We start from the raw sequence: 27,000 nt of genomic DNA, 5'->3' as shown, positions 1-27,000 counted from the left end.
ATAATTTTGACATACTGGACAATCCTAAAAAATATTGAAAGAATAGGAATCCGATTCCATATGGTATGGGAATAATTTTTTTTATAGTGTTTTTTTCTGTCAGTTTTTTCTTTATAGAGTACCAATATAAACTTTATCTCGTTTGGATGTTTTGAGCGCTGATTACAGCTGTAAGTTTTTTTGATGATAGAATCTCGCTTAGTCCAAAAATAAGACTTTTTATTCAAATCCTCATAGGAGCAACTATATGAATAAGTTCAATAAAAATTTGATATGTAAGTAATATTTTCGGAGGTATCATAGATTTAGAAACACTTTCATTTTCTTTATTTCAAACTGAAGTTTATATAGTACCACTCATTTTTACCATTATTTGGTATGTATTTGTATTTAATGCACTCAACTGGTCAGATGGTATACCTTGAAATACAACCTGATTGTCACTGATATGTTTTATTGTGCTTTTCTTGCTCGGGCTCAAGTTATATCTCACAGATACCTATGCTGGTGGACAGATAAATGCTATATTTATTATGCAGATGAGTCTGATACTTATTGGGGCACTTATTCCTTTTTTTTATTTTGATCTCAAAGAAAAGATACTCATGTGAGACTCTGGAACGATGTTTCTCGCGTTTATGTTGGCAACTCTTGCGATTATATCTGGCTGAAAAGTAGCTACGGTATTAGCAGTATTTGGTATTTATGCGGTTGATGCGATGTATGTTATTATTCGAAGACTATGGAATTGAAAAAATCCACTTACGTGAGATTTTACACATCTTCATCATCGTCTTCTAGACGTATGACTTTGATGAACTCAAATATTAGTACTTATTTTTTCTCTCAGTTTTTTATTTGGGATAACATCTCTATTTTTAGATAAATCTGGAAAAATTATAGTGTTTGGAGTAATTACTCTTTTTGTACTGTTTTTATCGAGTGTGCTTGATAGGATTAAAAAAATTAAATTTAAAAAATAAATATATGAAAATAGCTTTTTTTTGAACTCCTGAATTTGCGTGAAATATACTTTCATGAATTTTAGCTTACCCTGAGCTTGAGATCTCTCTTGTAGTTTCTCAACCAGATAAAGCTATTTGAAGAAAAAGGGATATTCAAACAACGGCTGTAAAATCTGTAGCTCTCACTCATAATATTAGGGTTATTCAACCTGAAAGGATAAAGAAGAACGCAGACTTTTTTGATATTTTAAATAGTCTAGAACTTGATTTCATTGTGGTTGTAGCTTATGGAAAAATTATTCCAAAAGAAATACTCGATATACCAAGATTTTGATGTATTAATATACATTGAAGTATATTGCCAAAGTATAGAGGAGCGAGTCCAGTACAAGCAGCAATAAAAAATTGAGACTCCCAGACAGGACTTACCATTATGTACATGTCACAAGGAATGGATGAATGAGATATATTGCAAATTCAAAAAGTTTCAATAGACAACATTGACACGAGTGAGGATATATTTGAAAAGTTTGTTTCCATTGGTCCTAAATTACTGGTAGATACTCTCCATAAGGTCATTAAATGAGAAATTACGTGAGTTCCTCAAAATCATAGTGAGTCATCACATTGTTCTAAAATTTCCAGAGAAGATGGACGCATATCTTTTTGAAAACAGACGAGCAATGAAATATTTAATACTTTCAGAGCTTATACTTCTTGGCCGTGAATTCATACATTTTATAATGAAAAGAGACTCGTATTAGAGGATATCTCTCTCTTTGATAATACTACGGAAAATGAAATTGAGGGTGAAATTTGAGAGTGTATCAAAATATCTAAAAATAGATATGGAATACTCTGTTGTGACTGAAAAATACTTGAAGTTTTACGAGTGAAGCTTGAGTGAAAGAAATCTATGGACGCTCTTAGTTTTGTAAATGGAAATAAAGAAGTGCTGTGATATAAGTTTGTATAATCTATCTTGAATTCTCAATATTTCTTGCTACACTACTTAAAATATATTTTCAAATAACGTTTATGTTGAACATTGCACTCAATACCTTTAAGGAAATTGTGAGAAACAAATTTTTGTACCTCATCGTTTTCTTTGCTTGAATATTCACATTATTCTCTTTAGCTTTAGGAAAGCTTACTATTTGAGAATCACAAAAAGTTATTGTCGACTTTGGTTTGTCTATGATTGAAATATTTGGTCTCATAGGAGTTCTCTTTGTTGGAAGCCAGTTACTGTTTAAGGAAATAGAAGGGAAAACTATCTTTCTCATTCTTTCTAAACCTATTAAAAGACAAGATTTTATACTTGGGAAATTCTTTGGATTTTCTGCAACGATACTCCTTATAGTGTTTTTTCAAGCTCTCTTATTTTTAGGAGTATTATTTTTTCAAGGGATTCCCATTACTTCCTTGATACTTTGGACTGTTTTGTTTACATTTCTAAAGCTTGAAATACTTCTTGCTATTGTATTTTTTTTCTCAACATTCATGAGCACTATTATGACTATAATGGTAAGTCTCATGGTATATCTCATCTCACATAGTTTTTCACTGATAATAGACCTTTTTGTTCGAATGCAAGATATGATTCTCGTTCAATCAATTCGTATTTTTCAGCTTATTTTTCCACCACTTGAAGCTCTCAATATTAAAGATGTTATTGGTACGTTTAGTGAATTTTCTCTCCGTTTCTTTCTTTATAATTCAGTGTACAGTCTCTTATATATTTGTATTATACTTTTTTTTACGGTTCAAATATTTTCTCGTAAGACATTTGAAAATTAAAAAGTATGAAGAAACAGGAATATTTTGATATGGGAATTTCAGCGTGACTCTCATTCAAACAAATTGAATCAATTTTATGTAAAATACTAGAACTAAGTCCTACGCAATTATTCTCTAAATCAGATATTTCTGCTGCATATATCTATGAAGCTCAAAAACTTTTTTTTGATGTAGCTTCATGAGTTCCAGAAGAATATAGCACTGAAAATGCCAATTTTTACGGACGAGATTTCTTTGTAGATGAGAGGGTTTTAATACCGAGAAATGATACAGAGATATTAGTGAGGCAATCACTTTTGAAATTAAATACGGGTATTGATGTAGCCTCTACGGTATACGCTGATATTTGAACCTGAAGTGGATGTATTGCTATAAGTATTCTTCAAGAGATGCTTCCTATGAAATTTCACTCATCTTTTGCTTTTGATATTTCTGCTTCTGCTCGTGAAGTGGCGACTATTAATAAAGCGACGTACGAATTAGAATCTCTCAATATAGAAGAGAGTAATTTGCTAAAGTATTTTTTTAATAGTTCAAATATTTCAAAAAGAAATCTATTTTTAACTGCGAACTTACCTTATATAAAAGATGGTGATGTAGAAAATATGGAGAGCTCTGTCATAGAGTATGAACCAGATGGAGCTCTCTATGGCTGAAGAGATACAGGGTTTGAGCTCTATGAGAAACTCATAGTACAATGTTTTCAACTCAAAGAACTTCAAAAAATAAAAAACATATATTTGTGTATAGAGATTGGCTTTGATCAATACGATGTCTCACGTCAATATCTTGAAGATATGTGACTTTCATTTGAATATTTCCAGGATAGTGCTAGTATACAGAGAGTAATTTATATATCATGATTTTAATATTATGAGCATAGAAGATTTTAATCCTTCTGAATCACCCGAATCTGGCTCAAATTGAGCGGAAATATCTGAAAAATATAAAGAACAAGCCCAAAAGGCGAGTGCTTGAATAAAACGAACACAAAAAGATGAATCTAAAGCAAAAAAATATGATTTTTTGCTCGCAAAGTTTCTGGTAGAGATGATTTTGAAAAAAAAATATGATCCACTTTTGGGTGAGCTTTTTGCTTGTTTAGATGCTGGATATGGTACAAACTTTCTTTTAGGTATCCTCTCACTTATATATCTTCCTATAAGCCATGAAATCAGAAGGGCTGGATGAAAGAATGAAATTCAGTTCAGTGCTCCAAAGTATGAAGAAATACATACTTTTGACTCTGATAATCTTCCATCAGATATTCGTGATAGAGTAAATGATTGGATTGGAGATATGGAACTTGTCGTTCAATTTGAAGTTTCATCTATTATTACAAAGCGAACTTTAGGACTTATTCTGTATGATGAAAAAGTGAGGTTGTTTACTTCGAGCGTATTTTCATTTTTCTTTCATGAAGTTTGAATCAAAATTAGTGAATCGAAATCAAAAAGTTATAGTGAATTCATTCTATGAGAATTAGAAAAAAGTCTCAAATTACATATGCCAGAATTAGAACAGAAATGGAGCCAAGAAGGCCTAGAAATATAGATTTGACTTGGGGAGTGTTTTATATACAATCTTCGGGCAAAAAATCCAAATTAAAAAGGAGTTATGACATATATTTTTTATATGCAAACTTCTAGATTTTTTATAAGAACTTTAATTATTTATATACGAATATATGGCTCAAACTCCTTTAAAAAAGGTAAGAAATATCGGTATTATTGCCCATATTGATGCTGGTAAAACTACCACAACTGAACGTATACTTTTCTATACTGGTAAAATTCATAAAATTGGTGAAACTCATGATGGAGCTGGAACTATGGACTGGATGGAACAAGAAAAAGAAAGAGGTATCACTATTACTTCTGCTGCTACAACAGCTTTCTGGAAGGATCATCAAATTAACATTATTGATACTCCAGGTCACGTTGATTTCACGATTGAGGTTGAGAGATCTCTTCGAGTTCTTGATGGTGGAGTTGCAGTTTTTGATGCATCTCAGGGAGTTGAACCACAATCAGAAACTGTTTGGAAACAAGCAGATAAATATCATGTACCTAGAATCGCATTTGTAAACAAAATGGACAAAATGGGTGGTGATTTTGATATGTCAGTTGAATCAATTAAAAAGAGACTTGCTTGAAATAAAGTAGTTGCGATTCAATATCCTATTGGTGCTGCTGAAACATTTGAAGGTATCATTGATATCATTGAAATGAAAGCGTATCATTTTGAAGGAAGTTCATGAGAAAACGTTACTGAAGGAGATGTTCCAGCTGATCTAAAAGATAAAGTTGATGCACTTCGACTTGAGCTTATTGAAAAAGTAGCAGAACAGGATGAAACACTTATGGATAAATATTTTTCTGAAGGTGATCTAACTATTGAAGAAATTAAAAGAGGTCTTCGAAAAGGGGTTTGTAATAATGATCTCTACGCAGTAACGTGTGGTTCCGCTCTTCAAAATATTGGTGTACAAATGGTTATTGATGCTGCTGTTGAGTATCTTCCTGGTCCACTTGATGTAAATGATGGAATACTCGTAGTATCTGACGTTGATGATATTGAAAAAACAGAAGAAATTAAGGTTGATATTTCTTCTCCACTCGCGGCTCTCGCGTTCAAAGTAGCTACTGATCCATTTGTGGGAAGACTCACATATGTACGAGTATATGCTGGTGTACTAAAATCAGGTTCATATGTTTATAATGCTACTTCAGGTGAAAAAGAAAGAGTTGGTCGACTCGTTCAAATGCATTCAAACTCACGAGAGGAAGTACCAGAAATTCAAGCTGGTCATATCGGAGCCGTTATTGGTCTTAAGGCTACAAAAACAGGTGATACACTCTGTGATATGAATAAAAAATTCCTTGTTGAGTCAATGGAATTTCCAGAACCAGTAATCTCTATATCAGTCGAACCAAAAACTAAGGCTGATCAAGAAAAAATGGGTATGGCACTTTCTAAGCTCGCAGAAGAAGATCCATCTTTTCGAGTACGAACAGACGAAGAAACAGGTCAAACGATTATATCAGGTATGGGTGAACTTCATCTTGATATTATTGTTGATAGAATGAAAAGAGAATTTAAAGTAGAAGCTAATGTTTGAGCTCCTCAAGTTGCCTATAGAGAAACAATCAAGAACATTGCAAAAGATGTTGAACATAAATATTCAAAACAAACTGGTGGACGAGGTCAATATGGTCACGTTGTGATGACATTTGAACCATACCTTACTGCTGAAGAAGATGATGAAGGAGGAGTTAAGAAAGTGAATAAATTCGTGAATAAAATTGTTGGTGGTACAATTCCAAAAGAATATATACCTGGTGTTGAAAAAGGTCTGAAAGAAGCATATGCTCGAGGTTATTTGGCTTGATATCCAATTGTTGACGTGAAAGCGACTCTTACATTTGGTTCATACCATGATGTAGATTCATCAGAACTTTCATTTAAAATAGCTGCTTCTAAAGCATTTAGAGAAGCTTGTAGAAAAGCTCAAGCTGTTCTTTTAGAACCGGTTATGAAAGTTGAAGTAAACACTCCAGAAGAATATATGGGTGATGTTATTGGACAAATCAATTCAAAGAGAGGTCGAATCGAAGATATGGGGAATAGAGGAATGGCTAAAATCATTACATGTTATGTTCCACTTTCTGAAATGTTCGGGTACTCTACAGAGCTTCGTTCAGCTTCTCAAGGGAGAGCAACGTACGCTATGGAATTTGATCATTACGAAGAAGTTCCAACAGCAATCGCACTAAAAGTTCGAGAAGATAGAGGATTCAAACTTCCTGATGAAGATTAAAAAAAAATACTCTCCAGAAATGGAGAGTTTTTTTTACATAAATTTCTTTTTCACCCAAAAATTCTTACAATAAATATGTCTGAAGTAACAGACGTCTAAGAGTTATCAAAAAAATTTAAATTTTAGCGATAGATAACGCTAAATAATCATATTTTATTTCATACTAACAAATACTTTTCAATTAAATAGAAGAAAATAAAACCCGTGAAAAGTAAAAATAATAAACAGACAGACTTGAGAGTATCTTGTTTTGTGAATTAACAATAAAATACGGCAACGTTTTTTTGAGTAGCATTTTACTCATTATACAAAAACATATGGATATTGGTACTATTGTCCTTTGAGTAATTTTTGGAATGGCTCTCAGTGTAGTATTATTTTTTATTTGGGAAAATAGGAAAACAACACAAGCTGAAACTAAGTCTGAAAAAATAGTCTCAAAGGCTGAAACAAAAAGAGAAAGAATGATTAGTGACGCGAGAGAGGAATCACAAAATTTAGTAAAGAAAGCAAAAGAAGAAGCTATAGAAATAACTTCAAAAGCTCGCGAATGAGAAGATAGAATTGCTAAAACAGAGCTAAGAGTCATAGAAAGAGAAGAAAAAATTGAACAACGTCTTGAGCAAATAAGTAAAAGACAAGATGATATTATTGTTCAAGAAGAAAAATTGAAAGAAAATAGAGATGCTTTGCGTGATAAGGAAGCAGAATTAGATTGAAAACTGAGTGAAATATCGAAACTTTCAGAAGAAGAAGCAAAGGAAATTTATTTAACTCAAATAGGAGATAAGTATAGTTTAGATGCTAAAAATCTTATTGATAAGCACAAAAAGAAGATTGAACTAGAAAAAACTGAAATGGCTAGAGAAATCATTCTTAAATCAATTCAACAATATGCTGGAAATGTTACGAGCGAAGTAACAACTACGGTTATTCAAATTCCAAGTGATGACATAAAATGAAAACTTATCTGAAAAGAAGGGAGAAATATTACGACATTTGAAAAAAATGCTGGAGTGTCTCTTATTATTGATGATACTCCTGATACGGTGTTTATATCAGCATTTGATCTATACCGTAGGTATATAGCTAAGAAATCACTTGAAAAACTTATTGAGGATGGACGGATTCAACCTGCCAGAATCGAAGAAGTTATCAAAGCCACTGAATCTGAATGAGAAAATCTGCTACGAGAGTTATGAAATCAGGTGCTGGAGGAACTTAATATCAGAAATATACCTGAAGAAATAGTTCCTATTATTTGAAAACTCCGTTTTAGAACAAGTTATGGACAAAATATGCTCAAGCATTCAAAGGAAGTAGCTATTATAGCTGACGCTATTGGTCGAGAACTCTGAGTTGATCAAAAATTACTTCGTATGTGAGGACTCCTACATGACCTATGAAAGGCACTTGATCATGATATAGAAGGAACGCACCCAGAAATTGGAGCAAAAATATGAAGAAAGTATGGACTTCCAGAAGAAGTTATAGACATGATTGAAAATCATCATGGTGAACAATTCTCAATTTCTATATATGCAGCAATCATTCAAGTGGCAGATGCAATTAGTTCTGTTCGACCTGGAGCAAGGAGAGAAGCAATAGAGCAATATCTCAAAAGAGTACAGGAAATGGAGGCTCTGGTTCAAAGTTTTAGTTGAGTCGACAAAGCCTATGCACTGAGTGCTGGACGTGAAGTGAGGGTATTTGTAAATGCTGTCACTATTTCAGATATGCAGGCTCAAAAAATGGCACAGGATATAGCTCATACGATAGAGGAAAAACTTCAATATCCAGGTGAAGTGAAGGTTTCACTTATACGTGAAACTCGATGTATCGAGTATGCTAAATAATAATATTTTTACAGTCAATAATTATGTACAATGCAAGTGAACTTAAGGTGTGAAAGAAGTTTCTTATGGATAATGATCCATATGAGGTTACTGCTTATTCGCAAAAAGTAGTAGGACGAGGTGGATCGATTATCAATATAAAGTGTAAGAACCTCATCAGTGGTGGTACTATCCCAAAAACATTTTCAGATAAGGATAATTTTCCACCAGCTGATATTGCAACTCATACCTATGATTATCTTTATAATGATGGTGAGACATACTATTTTATGAACAGAGAAACATATGAACAAGTTGAGCTCTCAAAAGTAACACTTGATGGAGCTGAATTGTTTCTTAATGATGGAGATAAGGTAATGCTTCAAGAATTCAATGGAGTCCCTATTAATGTTAATTTAGATGCAAGTTGTGTGCTCGTAGTAGAAGACACTCCTCCAGGAGAGAAATGAGATACTGCTACCTGAGGAAAAAAACCAGCAACAATGACTACTTGACTTGTGATCCAGGTCCCTTTATTTATAAATATTTGAGAAAATATTAAGGTAGATACAAGGACGAAAGAGTATCTAGGAAGAGCGTAAAATTACGTTGCTTTTTGTAGTATTATCTATACTATAAAACGAGATTTATTTTTATTAATGGCATATTTTGTATCCATTTTTTGATATATACGGAGCGCTTATTTATACATTTTGAATAGCACTTACCATTAGTTTTTTTGTTTTCTTATGGATTTTACGACGTCTTGAAACAAGATTTTGATATAACTTCCAATTTTTTTCACATAATATTCTTTGGTTTTTCCTTTCTGTGTTTTTCTTTTCACGAGTCTTTTATGTGATTTGAAAATGGAATGATATGAAGTTCATCACAGAACCATTTCAATTCTTTGTAATGAGTGAATATAACTTTTCACTTTTTTGAGCCATATTCTGATTCTTACTTGTATTGTATATACTTTGTAAGATTGAAAAAACTCCTATGAAGCGATATATAGATGGAGTAGTGCTCGCATTTTTAGCTACGGTGAGTATTTGATATATTGGATCACTGTTATGAGGTCAAGTTTATGGAAGAGAAACAACATTTTGAATTGAAATACTCTATACTAATCCCTTTACCCTCGTTCCGTATCAAGTTCCCGTTTTTCCTCTCCCTATAGTATATGCTCTCTTAAGTTTTATTATTTTTAGTGCATTGTATATGCTGTCACTTTTTGTTCATATTAGGTGATATATTTGATACCTAGGAATGATACTTTTTTCTACTATGATTCTAGTATTTGATTTCTTTAGTGGAAAACAAGATATACTCTCAATTAATACATGATTTACATTTCCACAACTTTTTGCTCTTATGCTTATTGTGTGGAGTGGGTACATGTTTTATAAAGTTTTTCATTGAGATACGAGTGGACAGGATACTCAACTTCATGGATAATGATTCGAATAAATTCATATTTTCTTACTTTTTTATTAGGTATTTTAATATGATTTTTTTTGTTTTATTGAGTTGAAGATATTTTTCTGTCTTTCCTATTGCTGCTCTTTTGAGCGAGTATAGCACTTAATTTTATATTTTATTATAGACAATTTCGATATGTGCTCCTGTTAATGATTATATGAATTTTGTTATCTCTCATATATAGTTCTATTCATCAGTCTCATATTGACTCTAATTTAGATATACTCGAAAGATATGAGTGACAATATGTAAATTATGCGTGAGTAGTGAGAGAAGTTTATAGGAGAGATGATTACCAAGATGAATATATTGTAGACATCCAGCTCGTAGCTAAAAATACGCTTAAAAACAAAAGCAAAAGTATATATTCCATTGTAAAAGTTCCTAAGAATTTTCAGCTACAGCCATGACAGGATATTGAATTTTCTGGTCGTTTTCAAATGATAGAGGATTTTGATAGCTTCGCTTACAAAAATTTCTTATTATCTAAATCTATATATTTTAGAACTTCTGTCTCAAAGGTAGATATAATTTCAGAAAGCACTTCCATTACTCAAAAAATATTTATTTTTAGAGAGCGTCTCATTAGCGTAATTTGAGAACTATATCCTAAAAATGAGGCTATTTTTTTAGCCTGAATATTATTTTGAGCGAGAGAAAATATTCCAAGTGATTTGAAAACAGATTTTAATAATTCATGACTCACTCATTTTATAGCTGTCAGTGGTTTTAATATTACACTTTGTATTATTTTCGTGAGTTTCTTATTTGCGTATTTTCCGATTTGGTTTCGGGTTATTTGAGTTATAAGTACTATTCTTACTTTTTCATTTTTTGTATGACTATGAGCTCCAGTTGTGAGAGCCTCTATAATGTGAATACTTTGATATATATTTATACAATCTTGAAGTCCAGTAAGGAATATTGTACTCCTTACCTTCACTGCTGTTTGTATGGCTCTCTGGTCGCCCTTAGCACTTGTATATGATGTAAGTCTACACTTAAGTTTTCTAGCAGTCATAGGGATTATTTATACCCAAGAATTATTTCAAAAAATATTTTCTTTTCTTCCATCTAGTTTTGCTATTAGAGAGGCATTCGTACTTACGCTCTCTGCTTTGAGCTTCTCTCTTCCTATTATGCTCTTTCAATTTTGACAAGTCTCTCTTCTTGCTCCGCTGGCTAATATAGCAGTTACTTGGACTATTCCTTTAGCTATGCTATGATGAGCTATGAGTGTAGTGCTTTATTTTATTTTTCCTCCACTTGCTGAACTGACATGATTTATAACATGGATTTTCCTTCGATATGACATTATGATTGTTCAATTTTTTTGAAACAAAGAAGGAGCGCTTTTTATTTTTGAAATATGAAACTATAAATTTTTTGCTGAATCATTATATTTTATTCTTCTCATATATTTTTTAATAATGTATCATCTCAAAATAAAAAAGAATGAACTTTAAGATGTTGCTTCACTTCACTCTGATGTATTGTCTGAAGCTAAATCTAGAGTTCATGCAGTAAAAACATCTCAACTAGCTTCCAATGTTTTGGCTTCTTTGTTTTCATTATCTTCAGGAATTTTTGTATTGAGTTGATCTGTATTTATTTTGTCTGTTTGAGTTTTTAGGAATGAAGTGCTTTGTTCCTTTGCTTGTAATGCAGATTTTTGTTTGTTGCGTAACGCGTCAGCATTCTTTTTTCACCCACCTTTTGTTGCTTGATCACTTCAAACAATTTCTGATATTTTTGTGAGAGCTACAAACCTTGCTTCAACTTGAGAGTCATCATTTTGAATGGTTAGTAGAGCTGCATTGTAGGTCTCTGTGTTTCAAGGAGATAAATTGAGTACTCATTTGTTTACAATATCTCAAGCAGCCATCTGAATAGCGAGAGTTAAATTTTGATCTCTTTCTTTTGGAGTCTCAGAGTGTGGAATATAATGACTTATTACTTCATTATACGCTTCTGATGCAAAAGAAGATACTTGAGCTTCAGGGTTTTTAAATTCTCAGAATATTCATTCAAAGTATTTTTGTACTTCTTGTGTTGCCTCAATAGTGGTTTTATCTGAAGAAACGTAGTTTAAGCAATTAATGAGATTTTTTGATTGCTCAGAGTCGAGTCAGACTTCTTTTATAACTTGATGAAAATTTTCAGCATTGAGTCATTTTTCTCATAATTCTAATCATTCTTCGTGAGTTAGTTTCCCTTGTTCCATAAACATCTTTATAAGTGGTGCATATTCACAGCTAGACGCGAAGTCTTTAGGTATTTCATTTGTATCTCATAGTTTTTCATCATCTTTTACTCAATCTATTCAAGTTCAAATTTCTAAGCTATAGTCTGCTGATTGATTGATAGTATCAATAATTTCGTCTTTAAAATCATCGCTTCATTTAAGGGAATGAGTTTTTTCTTTCTTTTCTTTTCATTCTCATCCATCAAGTTGTGTGAGTAGATCATCAGGATTTTCTTGTTCAGCTTCTTGTTCTTCTAAAGTTAGCGCTTTTTTTGCAATTTCTTTTCCAGCTTCTGGTCAAATTGCTCATACGCCTCACATTGCTTCTTGGCCTCATTTCATGTCTAATTTTTCTCACTTTTTTGCTTCGTACGCAATATCTTTTTCTCTGTTTTCATTATTTTCTAAATTTTCATTTATAGGGTTCCATTGTGTATTAGCTGTGCTCATGATTGTATTTTAAAAATATCCCTTATATTGTAACATATAAGGGATAATCATTGCAAGTTTGAGTATATTTCTAGACTCTGTATTTTTTTGGAATCATTTTTTCTCGAAGTCCTAGTGACTGTTCGAGTACATAACTTACTTGAAAGAGTTTTTGTTCTGAGAGTCTTGGTGCAAGAAGCTGGATTCAAACTGGGAGTGTTTCTTTTTCTTCATCCTTAGATTCTGCAAATCCACAAGGTATTGATATTCCTGGGAGTCAGGCAAGTGAAGCTGGAATAGTATAGGCATCTTCTAGATACATCTTGAGTGGATCTTCGGTATGTTGTCAAAGCTTCCAAGCGACACAAGGAGCCGTAGGTCAGACAATTATATCTACTGAATGAAAAGCTGTATTAAAGTCTTCAATAATAAGAGTTCGAATTTGAGCTGCTTTTTTAAAATACGCATTATAAAATCAAGCAGAGAGTACATAGCTTCAAAGAATACTTCGTCTTTGAGGCTCACTTCCCAGTCCTTCACCTCTGTTATGAAGATAAATTTCATCTACACCATCATTTGGAAGTTTTGAATTATGTCCATATCTTATTCCATCAAGACGAGCGAGATTTGTGGTTACTTCTGCAGGAGAGAGTATATAATAGGCTGCAACAGCAAATTTTGTCATTGGAAGTGATATATCAACAATCTCAGCTCCTAATTCCTTCATTTTAGAAATAGTATCCAGTATTTCACGTTTCACACAAATATCAAGCCCCTCTTCAAAATATTCTTTTGGAACTCATACTTTGATTCCAGTTAAATCCTTTGATTCCCATATATTTGCATTTATTGAATCATGTCCAGCAATAGACGAACCTTCATTCAGGTCTTCACCATTCATAATATCATATAAAAATGCTGCATCTTGTACTGTAAGAGTGAATGTTCCAGGAGTATCCAGACTTGAAGCCATGGGCATAACTCAAAAACGTGAATTCCGTCAATAACTTGGTTTAAATCATACAACTCCGCACATACTGGCTGGTTGTCTAATAGATCATCCTGTATCTGTTCAGAGTGATGCAGGCACTAATCCAGCTGCAACTGCGGCTGCTGATCCAGAACTTGATCCACCCGGGATTCTATTTGTTCCGTGTGGGTTTGTAGTAGCACCAAATGCAGAATTTTCACCTGAACTCCCCATAGCAAATTCGTCCATATTACATTTTCACAGTGAGCTCATTCCAGCTTCTCTTAGTTTTTTAATAAGTGTAGCATCATATGGAGGAACAAAATCCTGAAGCATTTTTGATGATCCAGTTGTGAGAATTCCCTTTTCACAAAAAATATCCTTTATTCCTATTGGAATTCCTGCTAAAGCTTCTTTGGATTCCTGATATCATGACGAATTGAAACTATTGAAAGAGTGAAGGTCAGAATCAATTTTTTGGGCACGTGTATTGAAGTAATCCCAAATTTGCTTTGAGCTTATTTTTCCTGTATCTATGAGTTCTTTGAGTTCTAAAATACTTTTATACGCAAGTTCCATAATGTGCTTTTTTTATATAAATATATATGATTAGTATAGTCAAAAAATAAAACATCCCAAATTGAGATGTTTTATTTTATTATAATGAAATTATTTTGTTTCTTCTGTTGATGCTTCAGTAGTTTCAACCGTTTCTTTTTTTGGAGCTGATGCTTCTTTTTGATCTGGATAGCTTACTGTAGGAAGAGATTTTTCAGCATTGAGCTCTTCTTTACTCATCTTGATTTCTTTGAGTCTTGCAGCTTTACCAGTGAGTTCTCGTATGAAGCTAATAGATTTTCTTCGAACTTTGAATTGTCGTAGTACGTCTATTTTTTCAATAGTACTTGAGTGAATAGCAAAGATCTTTTCGACTCCGAATGCTCCAACTTTTCTTCGAACTGTGATAGTTTTTTCCAGTTCAGATTTACCAGCAGTTTTGATGATAATACCTTTAAATCTTTGGATTCTTTCTTTCCCATTTTCCTTAATGATTTGGTATACTTCTACTTCCATACCAGTTCTTAAATCTGGTCTCCCAGTTTGAAGAAATTCATTTTGAACTTTTCGTACTATATCTACGTTTGTCATTGCAATATATATAAATAAATATATCGAGAAATAATTCTTTTCCTCGAAAAACGAGCATATCATATAAAAAAGTATATAAATTGCAAATTTTTATCATAGATTTTTTACTCTTATGTAAATATATGCTATGATACATATATATAATTATTAATAGTACAAAATATGGATTTTAAAAGTTTAAAAAATAAAGCAAAAGCACTTAAAAATAAAGCTGTAGATGCTGGGAAAGATGCTCTTGAATATTCAAGCTCTAAACTGGCAAGTTCAGGTTTCACTCTTAAAAATACGACAGACTTAGAGGCTTTTATACAAAAGTCATTGAACTCTCAAGTAATAGACTCTAAAACTTGAATTGAAAAGAAATTTAAAAAACGGGTTATTGTAATTTTCACAGACACTAAAACTCAATTTTTTTCACAGATGTTATATTTATTTCCAGTTCTGAGTGCAAAAGCCTATAGTCAAAATGTTTCTATTCGACTTGCAGATGTAAGAATGAAAGATCTCCAAGAGGAAAGCTACCAGATTACTTGAGTTTCTACTCTCGTAGTCTTTGAAAATACTGAGATTTTAAAAGTTATTCATGGTGAGGAAAATATACAAAAAGTTGTAAAATCACTGTCTTTAGATATAAATACTACCATAGATACTCTCTAAAAAATACATATGATAGAACTCTCTATCCTTGATCTCCTGCGACTTGTACTCACTTTTTTTCTAGTTGTAATCGGGACACTCCTCACTATAGCTATGCTTCGAGTTCTCAGAATACTCAAAGTTTGAGTTGAACTCGCTGATTATTATGATGAAGTAAAAAAAGTTATAGTATATTATGCTATGGTTCCATATGTGATAAAAGATAAAATATTTGAATCACTTTCGAGAGATAAAAAAAATACTGAAGAAAAAGACCCAATACTCTAGGGTCTTTTTTATTGAAATTCTTTTTACTTTTTGTACAATTTCTGAGATATTTAAAAACATTCAATGCCTCAAAAAATAATTACATTATCAAAACAACTAGCCAATCAAATTGCTGCATGAGAGGTTGTTGAGAGACCAATTTCTGTCGTGAAAGAACTGGTGGAAAACAGTATTGATTCTGGAGCAAATGATATACGAATTGAACTTATAGAGGGGTGAATTGAAAATATTCGAATTGTCGATAATGGTTCTGGAATCCCTGAAGAGGATTTAGAACTCGCCCTTGAAAAATATTCAACTTCAAAGATATCAAGTATGCAAGAACTTCAAAAAGTCATGACTTTTTGATTTCGTGGAGAAGCATTGGCAAGTATTGCATCTGTAAGTCAGTGTACTTTAGTATCAAAACCTACTCATCAAGATTTTGCAGTACAGCTTATAAGTCACGGCTGAGATATTATTTCAAAATCTCAAAGTTGAGCTGAGAACGGAACTAGTATTGAAATAGCCAATCTATTTTTTAATACCCCAGCAAGAAAAAATTATTTAAAAACTGCTCGTACAGAATACTCTAAAATATCTGATTTCGTACAAAATATTTCACTCGCTTATCCTCAGATAACATTTTCTTTGACTCATAACGATAAGCGTATGTTTCAATATACTGCCTGTGATTTATTAATTGAAAGAGTGTACCAAGTACAATGAAAAGAGTTTTACGAATCAATTGAATCTGTCGACTTTGAATTCGGATGAATCCATGTTACGGGTTATATTACAAATCCTAAGCTTAGTTTTTCTTATAGGTCAAAACAGATTATCTTTGTGAATAATCGTATTATAAACTCTCCCATTGTGGCCAAAGCTATTATTGACGCATACGCGAGATTTATTCCTCATGGGAGATATCCTGGGTATATAATATTTTTGACACTTGATCCTCTACAAGTTGATGTCAATGTCCATCCTAGGAAGTTAGAAGTGAGGTTTGCGCAAGAGTCTAGTATATTTAGATCTGTCTACCATGCTGTCAAAAATAAGCTCGAATCTGATATGATAGCAACTGTAACACAGTCTCCTGAGTGAAATTCAAGTCAAGACAAAACTAATATTGTTCATCAAGACGTGTCTAACTTAGGAGTTTGAGAAAAATATTATAGTTGATCTGGTACGAAGTTTAAAAATTATTCTCCTTATACAGAACATACATCAAATCCAAATCAAAAGACTTTTGAAGCTATTGATTTTACTTCTAGAATTCTTGATCCAGATCTCAGTTCAAGTACATGAGACTTGAAGCAAACTCCTTTTTGAAAAATAATCGGGCAAAGTCATAACTCTTATATTATTGTCGAAAATGATTCTGGACTCGTAGTCCTAGATCAACATGCTCTAGCTGAAAGAGTTATTTATGAAAAACTATCAAATGTAGCATATTCTCCAAAAATACAGAAGCTTCTTTCTTGAAATATGTTACATCTCTCATCATTTGAGATTGAAGTATTGGAACAAAATATGCAAACCATTGGAGATATGTGATTTGAAATAGAAATACTCTCCCATGGATCCATCCAAATAAACTGAGTTCCTGATTTTTTAAAAAAGGCCAATATAGAAAAAGTCTTTAAGAATATGATGTATGATATTTCTGAGATTTGATCACAGTCAATTGACGAAGTGAGAAATAAAATTTGGGCTTATACAGCTTGTCGGTCTGCTGTAAAATTTTGAGATCCTCTGAGTATCTTTGAAATGCATGGACTCCTACAAGATGCGTCACTTGAATATTCATCTACTTGTCCACATGGTCGTCCAGTTGTATATGAAATAAACTTAGATGACTTACAGAAAAAATATGAACGATAAAAAACTCTCAGTATTGAGAGTTTTTTAAAATTATTTATAGACCCAGGGAGCAACAGCATTAAGGATCAGTCACGAAATCATTAAGATGATGAGTCAAATAAGAGTTTTAGTAATTCTTTCTTTTGCTCAAGATTTGAGACTATCATTTATTCCTGCCATAGAATAGAGTATTCCATTAATCACTATAAATAATACAGCTGCAAGAGATGCTATATAGGTAAAATACTTAATCATTGCTCCAATAACTCACGTGACCCCTCAAAAACCATTTTGAATGTAACACGTATAGAGCTCACTATCATCTGCTCCTCATTTTACACATCAAGCTCCAGGAATTGGCTCCGTTACTTCGATTGAAATAGCTTGAGCTAAATCAGTCATAAAAAAGAGACTTATGAATATTCAGATGATGCAAAGTAATTTTTTCATAATATTTTTTAAAGAGTAGCGAGATCAATGAGGAATGTATAGGCTGCTAATAGTATCAGAGTAGCAAGTACTGTATTTACAATTATACTTTTCGCTTTTTTCGTTCTTTCTTCGTCCCCATTAGAAGTAATATAGTAATATCCAGCAAGTGTCAAGAAAAATATAGCTACTGGAGCTGCAAAGAAGAGAGCAAGATTTGCGAGTGAAGCAAAGAGATTAACTCAGTCTTCTATGACTCAACCAAAAGCAAGTCGTTTCCAAGCCTCTATTATACTGACAAAAATGAGAGCTAAGATAATGTAGAGTATCCTATTCTTTGCTTCGGTAAGTCGCTCTTCCTTTCCTCTGGAAGTCATAAGTTGTATACCTGCAAGGACGATCATAAAGATAGCTCAAAGGAAAATCATAACTTCCAGAAACAATACTATCTGATTATTCAATGTATAACTAAACACAAAGAAATCAAAGAAGAGGTTTCAAGAGCTTTCGCTACTTGCATTCCCAAAAGTATCTGTATTAATACTATCTCCAACAGTAGTTCCATCATCTTTGTAAAACGCTTCATAAATAGTTCCTGGAATATTTATGAATACTAATGCTACGAGCATATACCATATTTGTCTTTTAGCTGCTGAAAGTCTTTCTTCGTCTGTACCAAGTGATATCATCATCATTATCCCAATATAGACAGAAAATATAACAAGTAATCACATTATAAATCTTTTGATAATTGTGAGGATTCGAAATCCAATCTCTCAAATATCTCGTACTATATTTCCACTTGAACCTACATTTAAAGAGACATCTTGTATTTTTGATGTTCCAGGAATTTCAACAGCTTGTGCGAAATTGAGGTCAAATCAAAAGATAAGGAGTGCAAAGATTCAAATGAGTATAAATATTTTTTTATTCATAATTTTTTACTATTAAATAGTTCCTTGTGGGACAAGAAAGAAAGTAAGAACTAGGTAATTTACAATCAATATGGCAATCCCGATAGCGATATAGATGATGGATTGTTTTCATTTTTTTATTTTTTCTTCATCTCAACCAGAGAGCATAATCTGTAATCCTGCATATATAATCATAATGAGTACAACGATTGCAACAAAACCGTTGAGCCAATTGAGTATATTTGTGATTATGTAAATTCACTCAGATATATCACTTCTGTTTATACAATTATTTGCTTGTGTATTTATGAATCAACCAGATGTATTGTTGCAGTCAATTCTCCCATAAAACGCTTGAACAATCTCATCTGCTAGTTTCACGATAATGAATCAAAATATAGCATATACTATAGTCATTTTTCCGGATTTTATAGCTTCTTCATTTCCATTGGCTGTGACGAGTCTAAAAAAAGCAAAGATTGCCATCGCTATAAAAAATACAGAAGCAAGTGTTTTGATGAGATTAATTAATGGATAGGCTATGTTTTGTATAATACTTACTCAGAGACTTGCAGATACTCATTGATCAAAGGTTACGATTGCAAATGAGTAGGCTATTTGCATAACGATGAGTCAAATGGTAATCCAAATAATTCATTTTTTGAAATTTCCTATTTCCTCTTCTGTATTACTGGAAAAAATAAGCCTCAGACTTATAATAAGAAAAAGCACCGTAGCAATTGCATAAAATAAATTTTTGATATCTCTTGCGATTCGAATCATAGTATTATAAATCCCACTTTCTCCTCAACTTGATACTCATATGAACTGACCAGAATCACCGAATTCTTCAAGAGGATCATTTTGTCATAGATTAGAAGATTCACTTCCTATACTTCCTCAAATATTTACGTTATTTGAACGTATTGTATTATCTACAGCTCACGCCATAAAGATATTTCCAAATAGAAATATCAATGATAATATGAGAAGTGATAGAATGTAATTTATATTTTTCATGTACATAATTATACTGTATAGGTATATAATATCAGTTAATCCTTTTTGAGGCAACTATTAGCTATCATTCATAATTCAGAGTCTTGCTTCGATTTCTATATCAACATATTTTTTCTTTCGTCAATATTTTTTTCGTGAGTATTCTTTAAGAATTGCAGCTGCTTTTTTGTTTTGATATCCATTATCCCATATAGTTTTCATATCGAAAGGTCGGGTCGTAGAATTGTCTATATTGAGTTTAATATAAGCTGTATAGTTGGCTATCCCAATAATATCTTGTTGAGAGAGGAGAGGAGCATATTCTTTTTCCATATATTCAGCATCATCTGCACCAACTTTAAATGACTGAATAGTTCCAGCATTCCCAAATACTGCATCTTTAATAGATGGTTTATCTCATTTTTTAGCACCAGATCCTCAAATTTGAGCAATAAATTGGTGAGCCATAATGAGCGCAAGTCGATATTTTCTGGCTTCTGAAAGTATTTCTCCAAATGTTTCTGTGGCAAAGTTCTGGAACTCATCTACGTACATATAGAAGTCTTTACGCTCTGCTTCTGGAATATCAGCACGACTCATCGCAGCCATATTAATTTTAGATACAAATATGAGACCAAGTAGCTGAGCATTGAGTGCCCCAATTTTACCTTTAGAGAGATTAACGAGAAGAATTTTTTTATTATCCATAACTTCTCTGAGATTAAACGCTGATTTTGGTTGTCCTATAATATTACGAATCGTAGAGTTTGTAATAAACGGACCAAATTTTGCAGAAAAATACGGAATCATTTCTTGTTTTTCTCTATCCCCAGTATTTGCATATTCATGCTCCCAAAATGATTTCACGACTGGATTTTTAAGGTTTCTTGTTTTGTATTTCATAAATGCTTCATCTACAAAAAGTCTTGGTACATCTATGAGAGTTCCTCCATCCTCTTCATCCTCCATAAGTGTCAAACATCCATTTCTAAAATAATGTTGGATCCTTGGACCAAATATTTCATCACCAAATATTTTGATAAATATTTCAGTTGCGTCCATTGCAGCTCTATCCATTTCTCGCTTTCTAATGTCCGGGTCAGTGGCAATAATGTCTAACATATTGAGACCCATAGGTCGGTCAGTATCTGACGGGTCAAATACAACGACATCTTTTGCTCGCTCTTTTGGAATAAATTCAAGTACGTCCTCAACCAAATCTCCATGTGGGTCTATGACACAGACTCCATCCCCATTCCAGACATCTTGACGAGCCATATATCCAATAAATACAGACTTACCTCACCCAGATTTTCAAATGATATAGTGGTGTCTTCCTCGATCCTTTCTGTTAAAATAAATAGGTGTTTTTTTATTTCTATATTCATTCCATCAAAGTAATACACCATCTTTATAGACAGGAAATCCTCAAAGGTGTCTATGTACAAGTTTTGTTTCTCCAGTTACTGGATCTTTTTCCTCAAGCATCGTTGGGTCCATCGGAGATTTAATATTGTGAGGAAGAGGGAGTTTCTTATATTCAAGCCAATTTATAATCGGTGATTTGTTATAATTTATATCTGGCATATGAAACAAAGTTGAGGCTTCATCAGCTGAAAAAACAGATATATTTTGAAAAAATCCTACGAGTTTATGTCTAAATGCAAAATACCGACATGGAGTAAATATCCATGGGAGTGAGTCTTCATAGAGTTGAGGGTTATCCAGTGCGTTATTATATTCATCAGTAAATATAGAAGCTGCTGCTACAATAGCGTGCACCCCATTTTCTGCTGATCGTTTATTTGGAGAGGCAACAATAATACGTATCGATGTTTCAAAAGATGGCTGAGCTGCAGCTTCCCCCATTATTTTTTGAGCCTCCGTTTCAGCTTGATTGAATATTTTATACGCATCTCACTCACTTGCTCCGGGAGCATTATTGCTTCCTACCATATCTTCTGGTCATTCTACTAATGCCATAAGTGGATTCCAAAGCCATGTAAATGGTCTAAAAATAATTGACAACAATGTAAAGTTTCTTCATTTTTTATATTTTCCTTTTGCAACCAGTCCCGCTGCTTTTAGTGCCTTTTTATTCCATTTAGAACTGATTGGTTTTATAACTACTTGGTAGACAGCTTTGTCTTCTCTTGCGAGACCTCAAAATACATTGGTGAAGTTATTTATAGGATCATCCTCTAAATATTTAAATGTCTTTATAGGATAGACATCATCATGCTCTTTTCCGAGAGACGCTACTCTCATAGAATAACCCTTTGTTTTAAGAGTTATGTAATCCTCTTTTGGTACAAGTTGTATTTCAGCATCATTATATATAGATGTAATATGTTGTGATATAAGATTGACGTAGTTTTCATAGGTTACGATATAAAAACTTACTTCCCCATGTTCATACACTAGTTCGAGGGCTATTTTACTATGTCCGAATAAAAAGTTAAGAAGAGTATCTCGAAGTCCAGCTTCAGAAAGTTTATGAATGGCTTTATAAAACATAGACATCATTCCTATTTTTTCCTTGAAGTCTTTTTTTGTTTCCCGTTCCTTGTCGAGTTTAGAATCAGCTTTTGGAAGTGTTATTTTAAGGTATCTGAGATTTTTAGAATAAAAAAGCTCAAAAGCGAGGCGTATAGATTTGTAAACTATAAAAGTACAGGTCAAAATTATAAAAGCCCAGATAGCAATCGAAAGAGCATGTAAGAAGAAAAAACTAAAAAACGAAGCTATATTTCCAAAGAATCATTCAGATCAAGCATCAGAAGCACTGACAGCAGTTCATGAACTTCCTCCTCAAGCTTGCTGCTGTAAGCCACGACCCAATGCTGCAGAAACTTGGTTTTGCATTACAAAGAAGAGAGCTAAAATGGAAATGAGATATCGCATACACTTGGCTATAAATATATATTTGTTCAACAATAGCATAGATTAGTCATTTAAGCGAAGAACCAAGCTTGACGAAACACTGTAGATTATTATGATTGAGTTCTATATTATAATGTTTTAAAATGAAAAATTTAACTTCAGGAGGTTCTTTGAGAACGTGCTGAATACCGAGAGTACGAAATCCTGATGAATCTGATATGGAAACATATAAAATTCTAAGTCACTCATGAAATATTATGAATATTTTAGATACTGTAGAATTACAAGAAATTTTAGACACAGTAGCTTCAAATTATTGAATTGAAAGTACGGAATGTTCTATGCAAACTGATGTTTCTTTAAATGCTATTCTGTCTACTCTCCATCATTCTTTTCAAATAGAAGATGAGTCATCAGTTGAACATTTTAATAGGAAATTTAATAAAAAAATTCCAGCACAAACAAAATTGGTTACCGACCAATATGACATCCAAAAAATGAAAGATTTATGAGTTATAACATGAGAGGGATTCTAAAGAAGCAATTGACAATGTTATAGGATACATATAATACTTATAATACATTTTTACTTTTAAATATTTAAATATGAGTGAAAGATATGAAATTGAGAGAAAAATAGTAATAGTAAATGAACCTGGTATTTTTGCTGCAGCTGTTTCTTGATTTATGGATGGTGTAAAAGATAGTCTCGTTACTATTTTTGGTGGGGATGAAGTTATACGAGATATTAACTATAAAGATAAAATTGAACAAAAGAGTTAATAATAGAGAATTGTGATTATAAAAAATTGCAAAATACTACACTCTCTTTATAATTCAGCCGTTACTCAAACTACTATATATATGAAAATTCTCAAACAAAAGAAACCTAGAAAGTCATAAATCGAAAATGGCTCTCCTTTTGGATGAGAAAAACTGTTTTTTGAAAAGAAAACAGTTTTTTTATAACTCAAACTTGCAACAAATGGACTACTCAAAAGAATCACAAGACCGAATGAAAAAAATCCAGGCACTGAAAGATGCTGGAGTTATCGTGTACGCGAATAACCTAAAGTGAAAAATAGATATAGCAGAAATTAGAAAGAGAAGTGAAGATGACACGAAAGGAGGATATATTAGAGATATAGAAAATCTCATGGTTTGAGGAAGTATAGCTGAGTTTAAAACTGCTGGAAGAATAATGGCTACAAAATCTCATGGAAAACTTACCTTTGCAAAACTTAGAGACCACAGCTGAGATATTCAGGTATTTTTTATGCGTGACCTTGTAAAACTAAATACAGGAACTGAAATAGTTGAGAGTATAGAAATAGACGGAGAAGAAAAATCAGCCTATAAAATAGCAGAAAAATTTTGTCAGGTGGGTGATTATATTGCAGTTCAATGAGATTTATTTGAAACCAAGCATGGTGAACTCACTATTTTTGTATCGGAATTTCAAATCATGTCAAAAGCTGTGAGACCACTTCCAGAAAAATGGCATTGAGTTCAGGATATAGAAACAATCTATAGACAGAGATATCTTGATATGATTATGAATACTGAGAGTTTTGAGAGATTTAAGCTCAGAAGTACCTTTGTAAAGACTCTCAGAGATTTTTATGAATCTCAAGCATTTATAGAAATAGAGACACCAGTTTTATGAAACTCTGCTTCCTGAGCTGCAGCCGCTCCATTTACTACGCATCACAATGATTTTAATGAAGAGTTTTTCCTACGAATTTCTCCAGAAACAGCACTGAAAAAAGCGACTGTTTGAAGATTTGAAAGAGTCGTAGAATTCACAAGAAATTTTAGAAATGAGTGATCAGATCCAAGTCATATACAAGAGTTTTCAGCAATTGAACATTACGCAGCATGGTGGAACTATGAGGATAATATGAAGTTTACGGAAGATATGTTTGATTTTGTATTTCAAAATATTCCTGAACTGAAAAAAGAAGTCCTTGTAAAAGATAAATCTTGAGCAGAAAAACAAGTTAATTTTGCGACTCCGTGGCCAAGAATCGATTATATAGCGTGAGTATTAGACAAATCTGGAATTGATGTATCTCAGTATTGACCAGAAGATGAGGATAGACTCAGAACTGAAATAAAAAAGTCAGGATATAGTTGGGAGTGAATAGATAAACAAGTGACGGCTACAATGATAGACTACCTGTATAAAAAAGTACTTCGTCCAGGTATTACGGGACCAGCATTTGTGTATAACTATCCTAAGACTATGCAACCTCTTGCGAGAGGAAATGACACGAACCCAGATATAGTTGAACAATGGCAACTCGTTATCAATGGCTGGGAAGTTATTAAAGCATATAGTGAGCTGGTTGATCCTAAAATTCAAATTGCTAATTTTGAAGCACAGGGAGATGCTCTTGCAAAATGAGATCTGGAGGCAACCTCGAGTGATGATGACTTTGTTCTTGCTATGGAATACGGCATGCCACCACAATCTGGTTGGTGAATGGGGGTAGAGAGAATACTGGCTCTCTTAACAGGCCAAGATAATCTTAGAGATATGGTTCTCTTTCCACTTATGAAAACCAATACAAACGAAGAAAAACCTAGTAAGAAAACACAGCTTGCGGTAGCGCTGTTAAACAAAGAATCAAAACTTCAAAATTGGCAAGAGCTTAACACTATTGCTCATTTATCTGCTTCGTTTTCAGCAAGAGTCTGAAAAAGCCTTTTTGAAAAAGAGTCAGCAATAACTTCAGATGGACAAAGTATTCCAATGAATATTCAACATGCAATTATTATCAAGCAGGCTGAAAATAATCAAAAAATTCAAGAGTTATATAAGATTGCTAAAAATGGTTGATTAGAGGTCGTTCCATTTACTCGAGAAATGCTTGAAACGAGTGATGATAGTATCGTACAAAAAAATACTGAAATAAAAAAAATGTCAGAAGTTGAATACCTTGGAATACTTATTTTTGGAGATAAAAAACATGTAGAGAAGTTGACGAAAGAGTATCCATTATATAGTTAATTCCCCATGTTTAACTTCGATATTTTCCTTGCTTGTATTGGTATTTTCTTTTGAGAATTATATGGTAACTTTGTAGGAGGAGGGAGTTTAGTAACTCAAATCTTTCTACAAAATATAATATGATTTCCTATAAAAAATGCTATTGCTTTGGATAATGCAGCAGTCCTTTGAAGTGAATTAGGATTGCTATTTATGCTGCTTAAAAAAGAAAAAATTGAGAAATGGATGTGGGCTCTGGTTCTCGTAGCTCTATTTTGAGCATTACTTTGAGCAAATTTACTAAATATTATACCAAGTGAATATGTGAAAATATTTTTCACTCTTGCGATTGGATGATTGGTTATTAAAAATCTATTTTTTTGAAATTGAAAAAAATCGGAATTGTGATTTGTCGCAAGTCAGAAAAATATAATATTATTATGTGTTGCGTGATTTTTTATTGCAACATATAATGCTTTCCTCTCTATTTGAGATTTTATTGTATGACTTTTAGTACTTACTACTATATTTCATTTTACCTATCATAGAGCTCTATTTGTACTGAGTTTTGCATTTGTATTTGCAAGAGCTGTTGGGACAATAGAGTATTTTAGACTTTGACTCATAAATGTAGATTTTTATATTCCTATGTTTTTTACAGCTTTGTGTTCTGGACTTATTGCCTGATACTTTGTTCATAAAATTCATAGTGAAGTTTTAGAAAAATTTTTAAAATATTTAAGTGTGTTATTAGCATTGTATTTGATATTTGAACTGTTCTAATGTGCTTGAAATAATTTATAAAATAGATATAGTAAGATTGTACTTACTATATCTTTATAATATATAATATATGTTACAAGATTTTAAAAACTTTTTACTCAAAGGAAATGCTATTGATTTAGCAATAGGTTTTATGTTTGGGGCTGCATTTGCAACGGTGGTTCGTTCTTTTGTAGACAATATTATTATGCCTCCAATTGGACTCATACTTTGAAAAGTAGATTTTTCTAATTTATACATCCCACTTGATGGAAATACTTACGCGTCACTTGCAGCTCTTGAAGAAGCAGGAGCTCCAGCTATTAAGTACGGTCAATTTATTACTGACTCTATAAGTTTTGTAATTCTTGGATTTATTATTTTTATGATGGTGCGTGCTCTTTCAAATATGCAAAAGAAAGAAGAAGCAAAACCAGTTGAAGAAGCTGCAATTCCACAAGAAATTGTACTTTTGACTGAAATTAGAGACTCACTTATGAAGAAATAATTTTTTCATTTTCTTTCAAAAAAACTTCCCAAAATGGGAAGTTTTT

General features: G+C 32.5%; 25 protein-coding genes. 18 read left to right on the top strand and 7 right to left on the bottom strand.

The window, feature by feature from the left end:
* Positions 1 to 65 precede the first annotated feature (65 nt).
* The 10 genes from GW846_04690 (at position 66) to GW846_04645 (ending at position 11,371) form a co-directional block, all read left to right on the top strand.
* Positions 66 to 983 (top strand): undecaprenyl/decaprenyl-phosphate alpha-N-acetylglucosaminyl 1-phosphate transferase, encoded by a 918-nt coding sequence (locus GW846_04690; GenBank protein ID NDK10054.1) that lies wholly within the window; start codon positions 66 to 68, stop codon positions 981 to 983.
* A gap of 4 nt (positions 984 to 987) precedes the next feature.
* Positions 988 to 1,941, top strand: coding sequence for a methionyl-tRNA formyltransferase (locus GW846_04685; GenBank protein NDK10053.1), 954 nt, complete (start codon positions 988 to 990; stop codon positions 1,939 to 1,941).
* Positions 1,942 to 2,003: 62 nt separating this feature from the next.
* Positions 2,004 to 2,765 (top strand): ABC transporter permease, encoded by a 762-nt coding sequence (locus GW846_04680; GenBank protein ID NDK10052.1) that lies wholly within the window; start codon positions 2,004 to 2,006, stop codon positions 2,763 to 2,765.
* 5 nt (positions 2,766 to 2,770) lie between these two features.
* Positions 2,771 to 3,634 (top strand): HemK family protein methyltransferase, encoded by an 864-nt coding sequence (locus tag GW846_04675; GenBank protein ID NDK10051.1) that lies wholly within the window; start codon positions 2,771 to 2,773, stop codon positions 3,632 to 3,634.
* A 4-nt stretch (positions 3,635 to 3,638) separates the two neighbouring features.
* Entirely contained in the window at positions 3,639 to 4,319 is a 681-nt protein-coding gene (locus GW846_04670) for a hypothetical protein (GenBank protein ID NDK10050.1), read from the top strand.
* A gap of 133 nt (positions 4,320 to 4,452) precedes the next feature.
* Positions 4,453 to 6,585, top strand: coding sequence for an elongation factor G (gene fusA / locus GW846_04665; protein NDK10049.1), 2,133 nt, complete (start codon positions 4,453 to 4,455; stop codon positions 6,583 to 6,585).
* A gap of 317 nt (positions 6,586 to 6,902) precedes the next feature.
* Positions 6,903 to 8,441 (top strand): ribonuclease Y, encoded by a 1,539-nt coding sequence (gene rny / locus GW846_04660; GenBank protein ID NDK10048.1) that lies wholly within the window; start codon positions 6,903 to 6,905, stop codon positions 8,439 to 8,441.
* A 23-nt stretch (positions 8,442 to 8,464) separates the two neighbouring features.
* On the top strand, positions 8,465 to 9,022 hold the full coding sequence (efp, locus tag GW846_04655; protein ID NDK10047.1) for an elongation factor P: 558 nt from the start codon (positions 8,465 to 8,467) through the stop codon (positions 9,020 to 9,022).
* 277 nt (positions 9,023 to 9,299) lie between these two features.
* Complete coding sequence (locus GW846_04650; protein ID NDK10046.1) at positions 9,300 to 9,881, top strand: hypothetical protein; 582 nt, start codon at positions 9,300 to 9,302, stop codon at positions 9,879 to 9,881.
* A gap of 188 nt (positions 9,882 to 10,069) precedes the next feature.
* Entirely contained in the window at positions 10,070 to 11,371 is a 1,302-nt protein-coding gene (locus tag GW846_04645) for a ComEC family competence protein (GenBank protein ID NDK10045.1), read from the top strand.
* Here GW846_04645 and GW846_04640 read toward each other — a convergent pair.
* The 3 genes from GW846_04640 to GW846_04630 form a co-directional block, all read right to left on the bottom strand.
* Entirely contained in the window at positions 11,368 to 12,600 is a 1,233-nt protein-coding gene (locus GW846_04640) for a hypothetical protein (GenBank protein ID NDK10044.1), read from the bottom strand. The two genes, GW846_04645 and GW846_04640, sit on opposite strands and share 4 nt — an antisense overlap.
* Positions 12,601 to 12,670: 70 nt before the next feature.
* On the bottom strand, positions 12,671 to 14,128 hold the full coding sequence (gene gatA / locus GW846_04635; GenBank protein NDK10043.1) for an Asp-tRNA(Asn)/Glu-tRNA(Gln) amidotransferase subunit GatA: 1,458 nt from the start codon (positions 14,126 to 14,128) through the stop codon (positions 12,671 to 12,673).
* 90 nt (positions 14,129 to 14,218) lie between these two features.
* A complete protein-coding gene (locus GW846_04630; GenBank protein ID NDK10042.1) occupies positions 14,219 to 14,698 on the bottom strand; it encodes a 50S ribosomal protein L19 in 480 nt (159 codons plus the stop codon).
* A 162-nt stretch (positions 14,699 to 14,860) separates the two neighbouring features.
* Here GW846_04630 and GW846_04625 point away from each other — a divergent pair, with 162 nt between their 5' ends.
* From GW846_04625 to mutL, 3 genes are all read left to right on the top strand, one after another.
* Positions 14,861 to 15,355, top strand: a complete 495-nt coding sequence (locus GW846_04625; protein NDK10041.1) for a hypothetical protein — start codon at positions 14,861 to 14,863, stop codon at positions 15,353 to 15,355.
* Between the two features lie 9 nt (positions 15,356 to 15,364).
* The gene (locus GW846_04620; GenBank protein ID NDK10040.1) at positions 15,365 to 15,622 is read left to right on the top strand and encodes a hypothetical protein; all 258 of its coding nucleotides are present in this window, start codon (positions 15,365 to 15,367) and stop codon (positions 15,620 to 15,622) included.
* Between the two features lie 63 nt (positions 15,623 to 15,685).
* The gene (gene mutL / locus GW846_04615; protein ID NDK10039.1) at positions 15,686 to 17,488 is read left to right on the top strand and encodes a DNA mismatch repair endonuclease MutL; all 1,803 of its coding nucleotides are present in this window, start codon (positions 15,686 to 15,688) and stop codon (positions 17,486 to 17,488) included.
* Positions 17,489 to 17,518: 30 nt separating this feature from the next.
* Here mutL and GW846_04610 read toward each other — a convergent pair whose 3' ends face one another.
* The 4 genes from GW846_04610 to GW846_04595 form a co-directional block, all read right to left on the bottom strand.
* Positions 17,519 to 17,917 (bottom strand): hypothetical protein, encoded by a 399-nt coding sequence (locus GW846_04610; protein ID NDK10038.1) that lies wholly within the window; start codon positions 17,915 to 17,917, stop codon positions 17,519 to 17,521.
* An 8-nt stretch (positions 17,918 to 17,925) separates the two neighbouring features.
* Positions 17,926 to 18,831, bottom strand: coding sequence for a hypothetical protein (locus GW846_04605; protein NDK10037.1), 906 nt, complete (start codon positions 18,829 to 18,831; stop codon positions 17,926 to 17,928).
* 12 nt (positions 18,832 to 18,843) lie between these two features.
* Positions 18,844 to 19,761 (bottom strand): hypothetical protein, encoded by a 918-nt coding sequence (locus GW846_04600; GenBank protein ID NDK10036.1) that lies wholly within the window; start codon positions 19,759 to 19,761, stop codon positions 18,844 to 18,846.
* A gap of 126 nt (positions 19,762 to 19,887) precedes the next feature.
* The gene (locus GW846_04595) at positions 19,888 to 22,713 is read right to left on the bottom strand and encodes a type IV secretory system conjugative DNA transfer family protein (GenBank protein ID NDK10035.1); all 2,826 of its coding nucleotides are present in this window, start codon (positions 22,711 to 22,713) and stop codon (positions 19,888 to 19,890) included.
* 122 nt (positions 22,714 to 22,835) lie between these two features.
* On the opposite strand from GW846_04595, the gene GW846_04590 reads away from it, so the two are divergent.
* From GW846_04590 to mscL, 5 genes are all read left to right on the top strand, one after another.
* Complete coding sequence (locus tag GW846_04590; GenBank protein NDK10034.1) at positions 22,836 to 23,228, top strand: hypothetical protein; 393 nt, start codon at positions 22,836 to 22,838, stop codon at positions 23,226 to 23,228.
* A gap of 70 nt (positions 23,229 to 23,298) precedes the next feature.
* Positions 23,299 to 23,475 (top strand): hypothetical protein, encoded by a 177-nt coding sequence (locus GW846_04585; GenBank protein ID NDK10033.1) that lies wholly within the window; start codon positions 23,299 to 23,301, stop codon positions 23,473 to 23,475.
* 202 nt (positions 23,476 to 23,677) lie between these two features.
* Entirely contained in the window at positions 23,678 to 25,705 is a 2,028-nt protein-coding gene (gene lysS, locus GW846_04580; protein ID NDK10032.1) for a lysine--tRNA ligase, read from the top strand.
* A gap of 6 nt (positions 25,706 to 25,711) precedes the next feature.
* Positions 25,712 to 26,467 (top strand): sulfite exporter TauE/SafE family protein, encoded by a 756-nt coding sequence (locus GW846_04575; protein NDK10031.1) that lies wholly within the window; start codon positions 25,712 to 25,714, stop codon positions 26,465 to 26,467.
* A gap of 70 nt (positions 26,468 to 26,537) precedes the next feature.
* On the top strand, positions 26,538 to 26,954 hold the full coding sequence (mscL, locus tag GW846_04570) for a large conductance mechanosensitive channel protein MscL (GenBank protein NDK10030.1): 417 nt from the start codon (positions 26,538 to 26,540) through the stop codon (positions 26,952 to 26,954).
* Positions 26,955 to 27,000 lie beyond the last annotated feature (46 nt).

This window comes from Candidatus Gracilibacteria bacterium (genome assembly GCA_010119145.1).
GTDB lineage: Bacteria > Patescibacteriota > Gracilibacteria > BD1-5 > UBA6164 > JAACSU01.
Note: the sequence above shows the minus strand (reverse complement) of the source record. Positions and strands in the feature narration are given on the sequence as shown.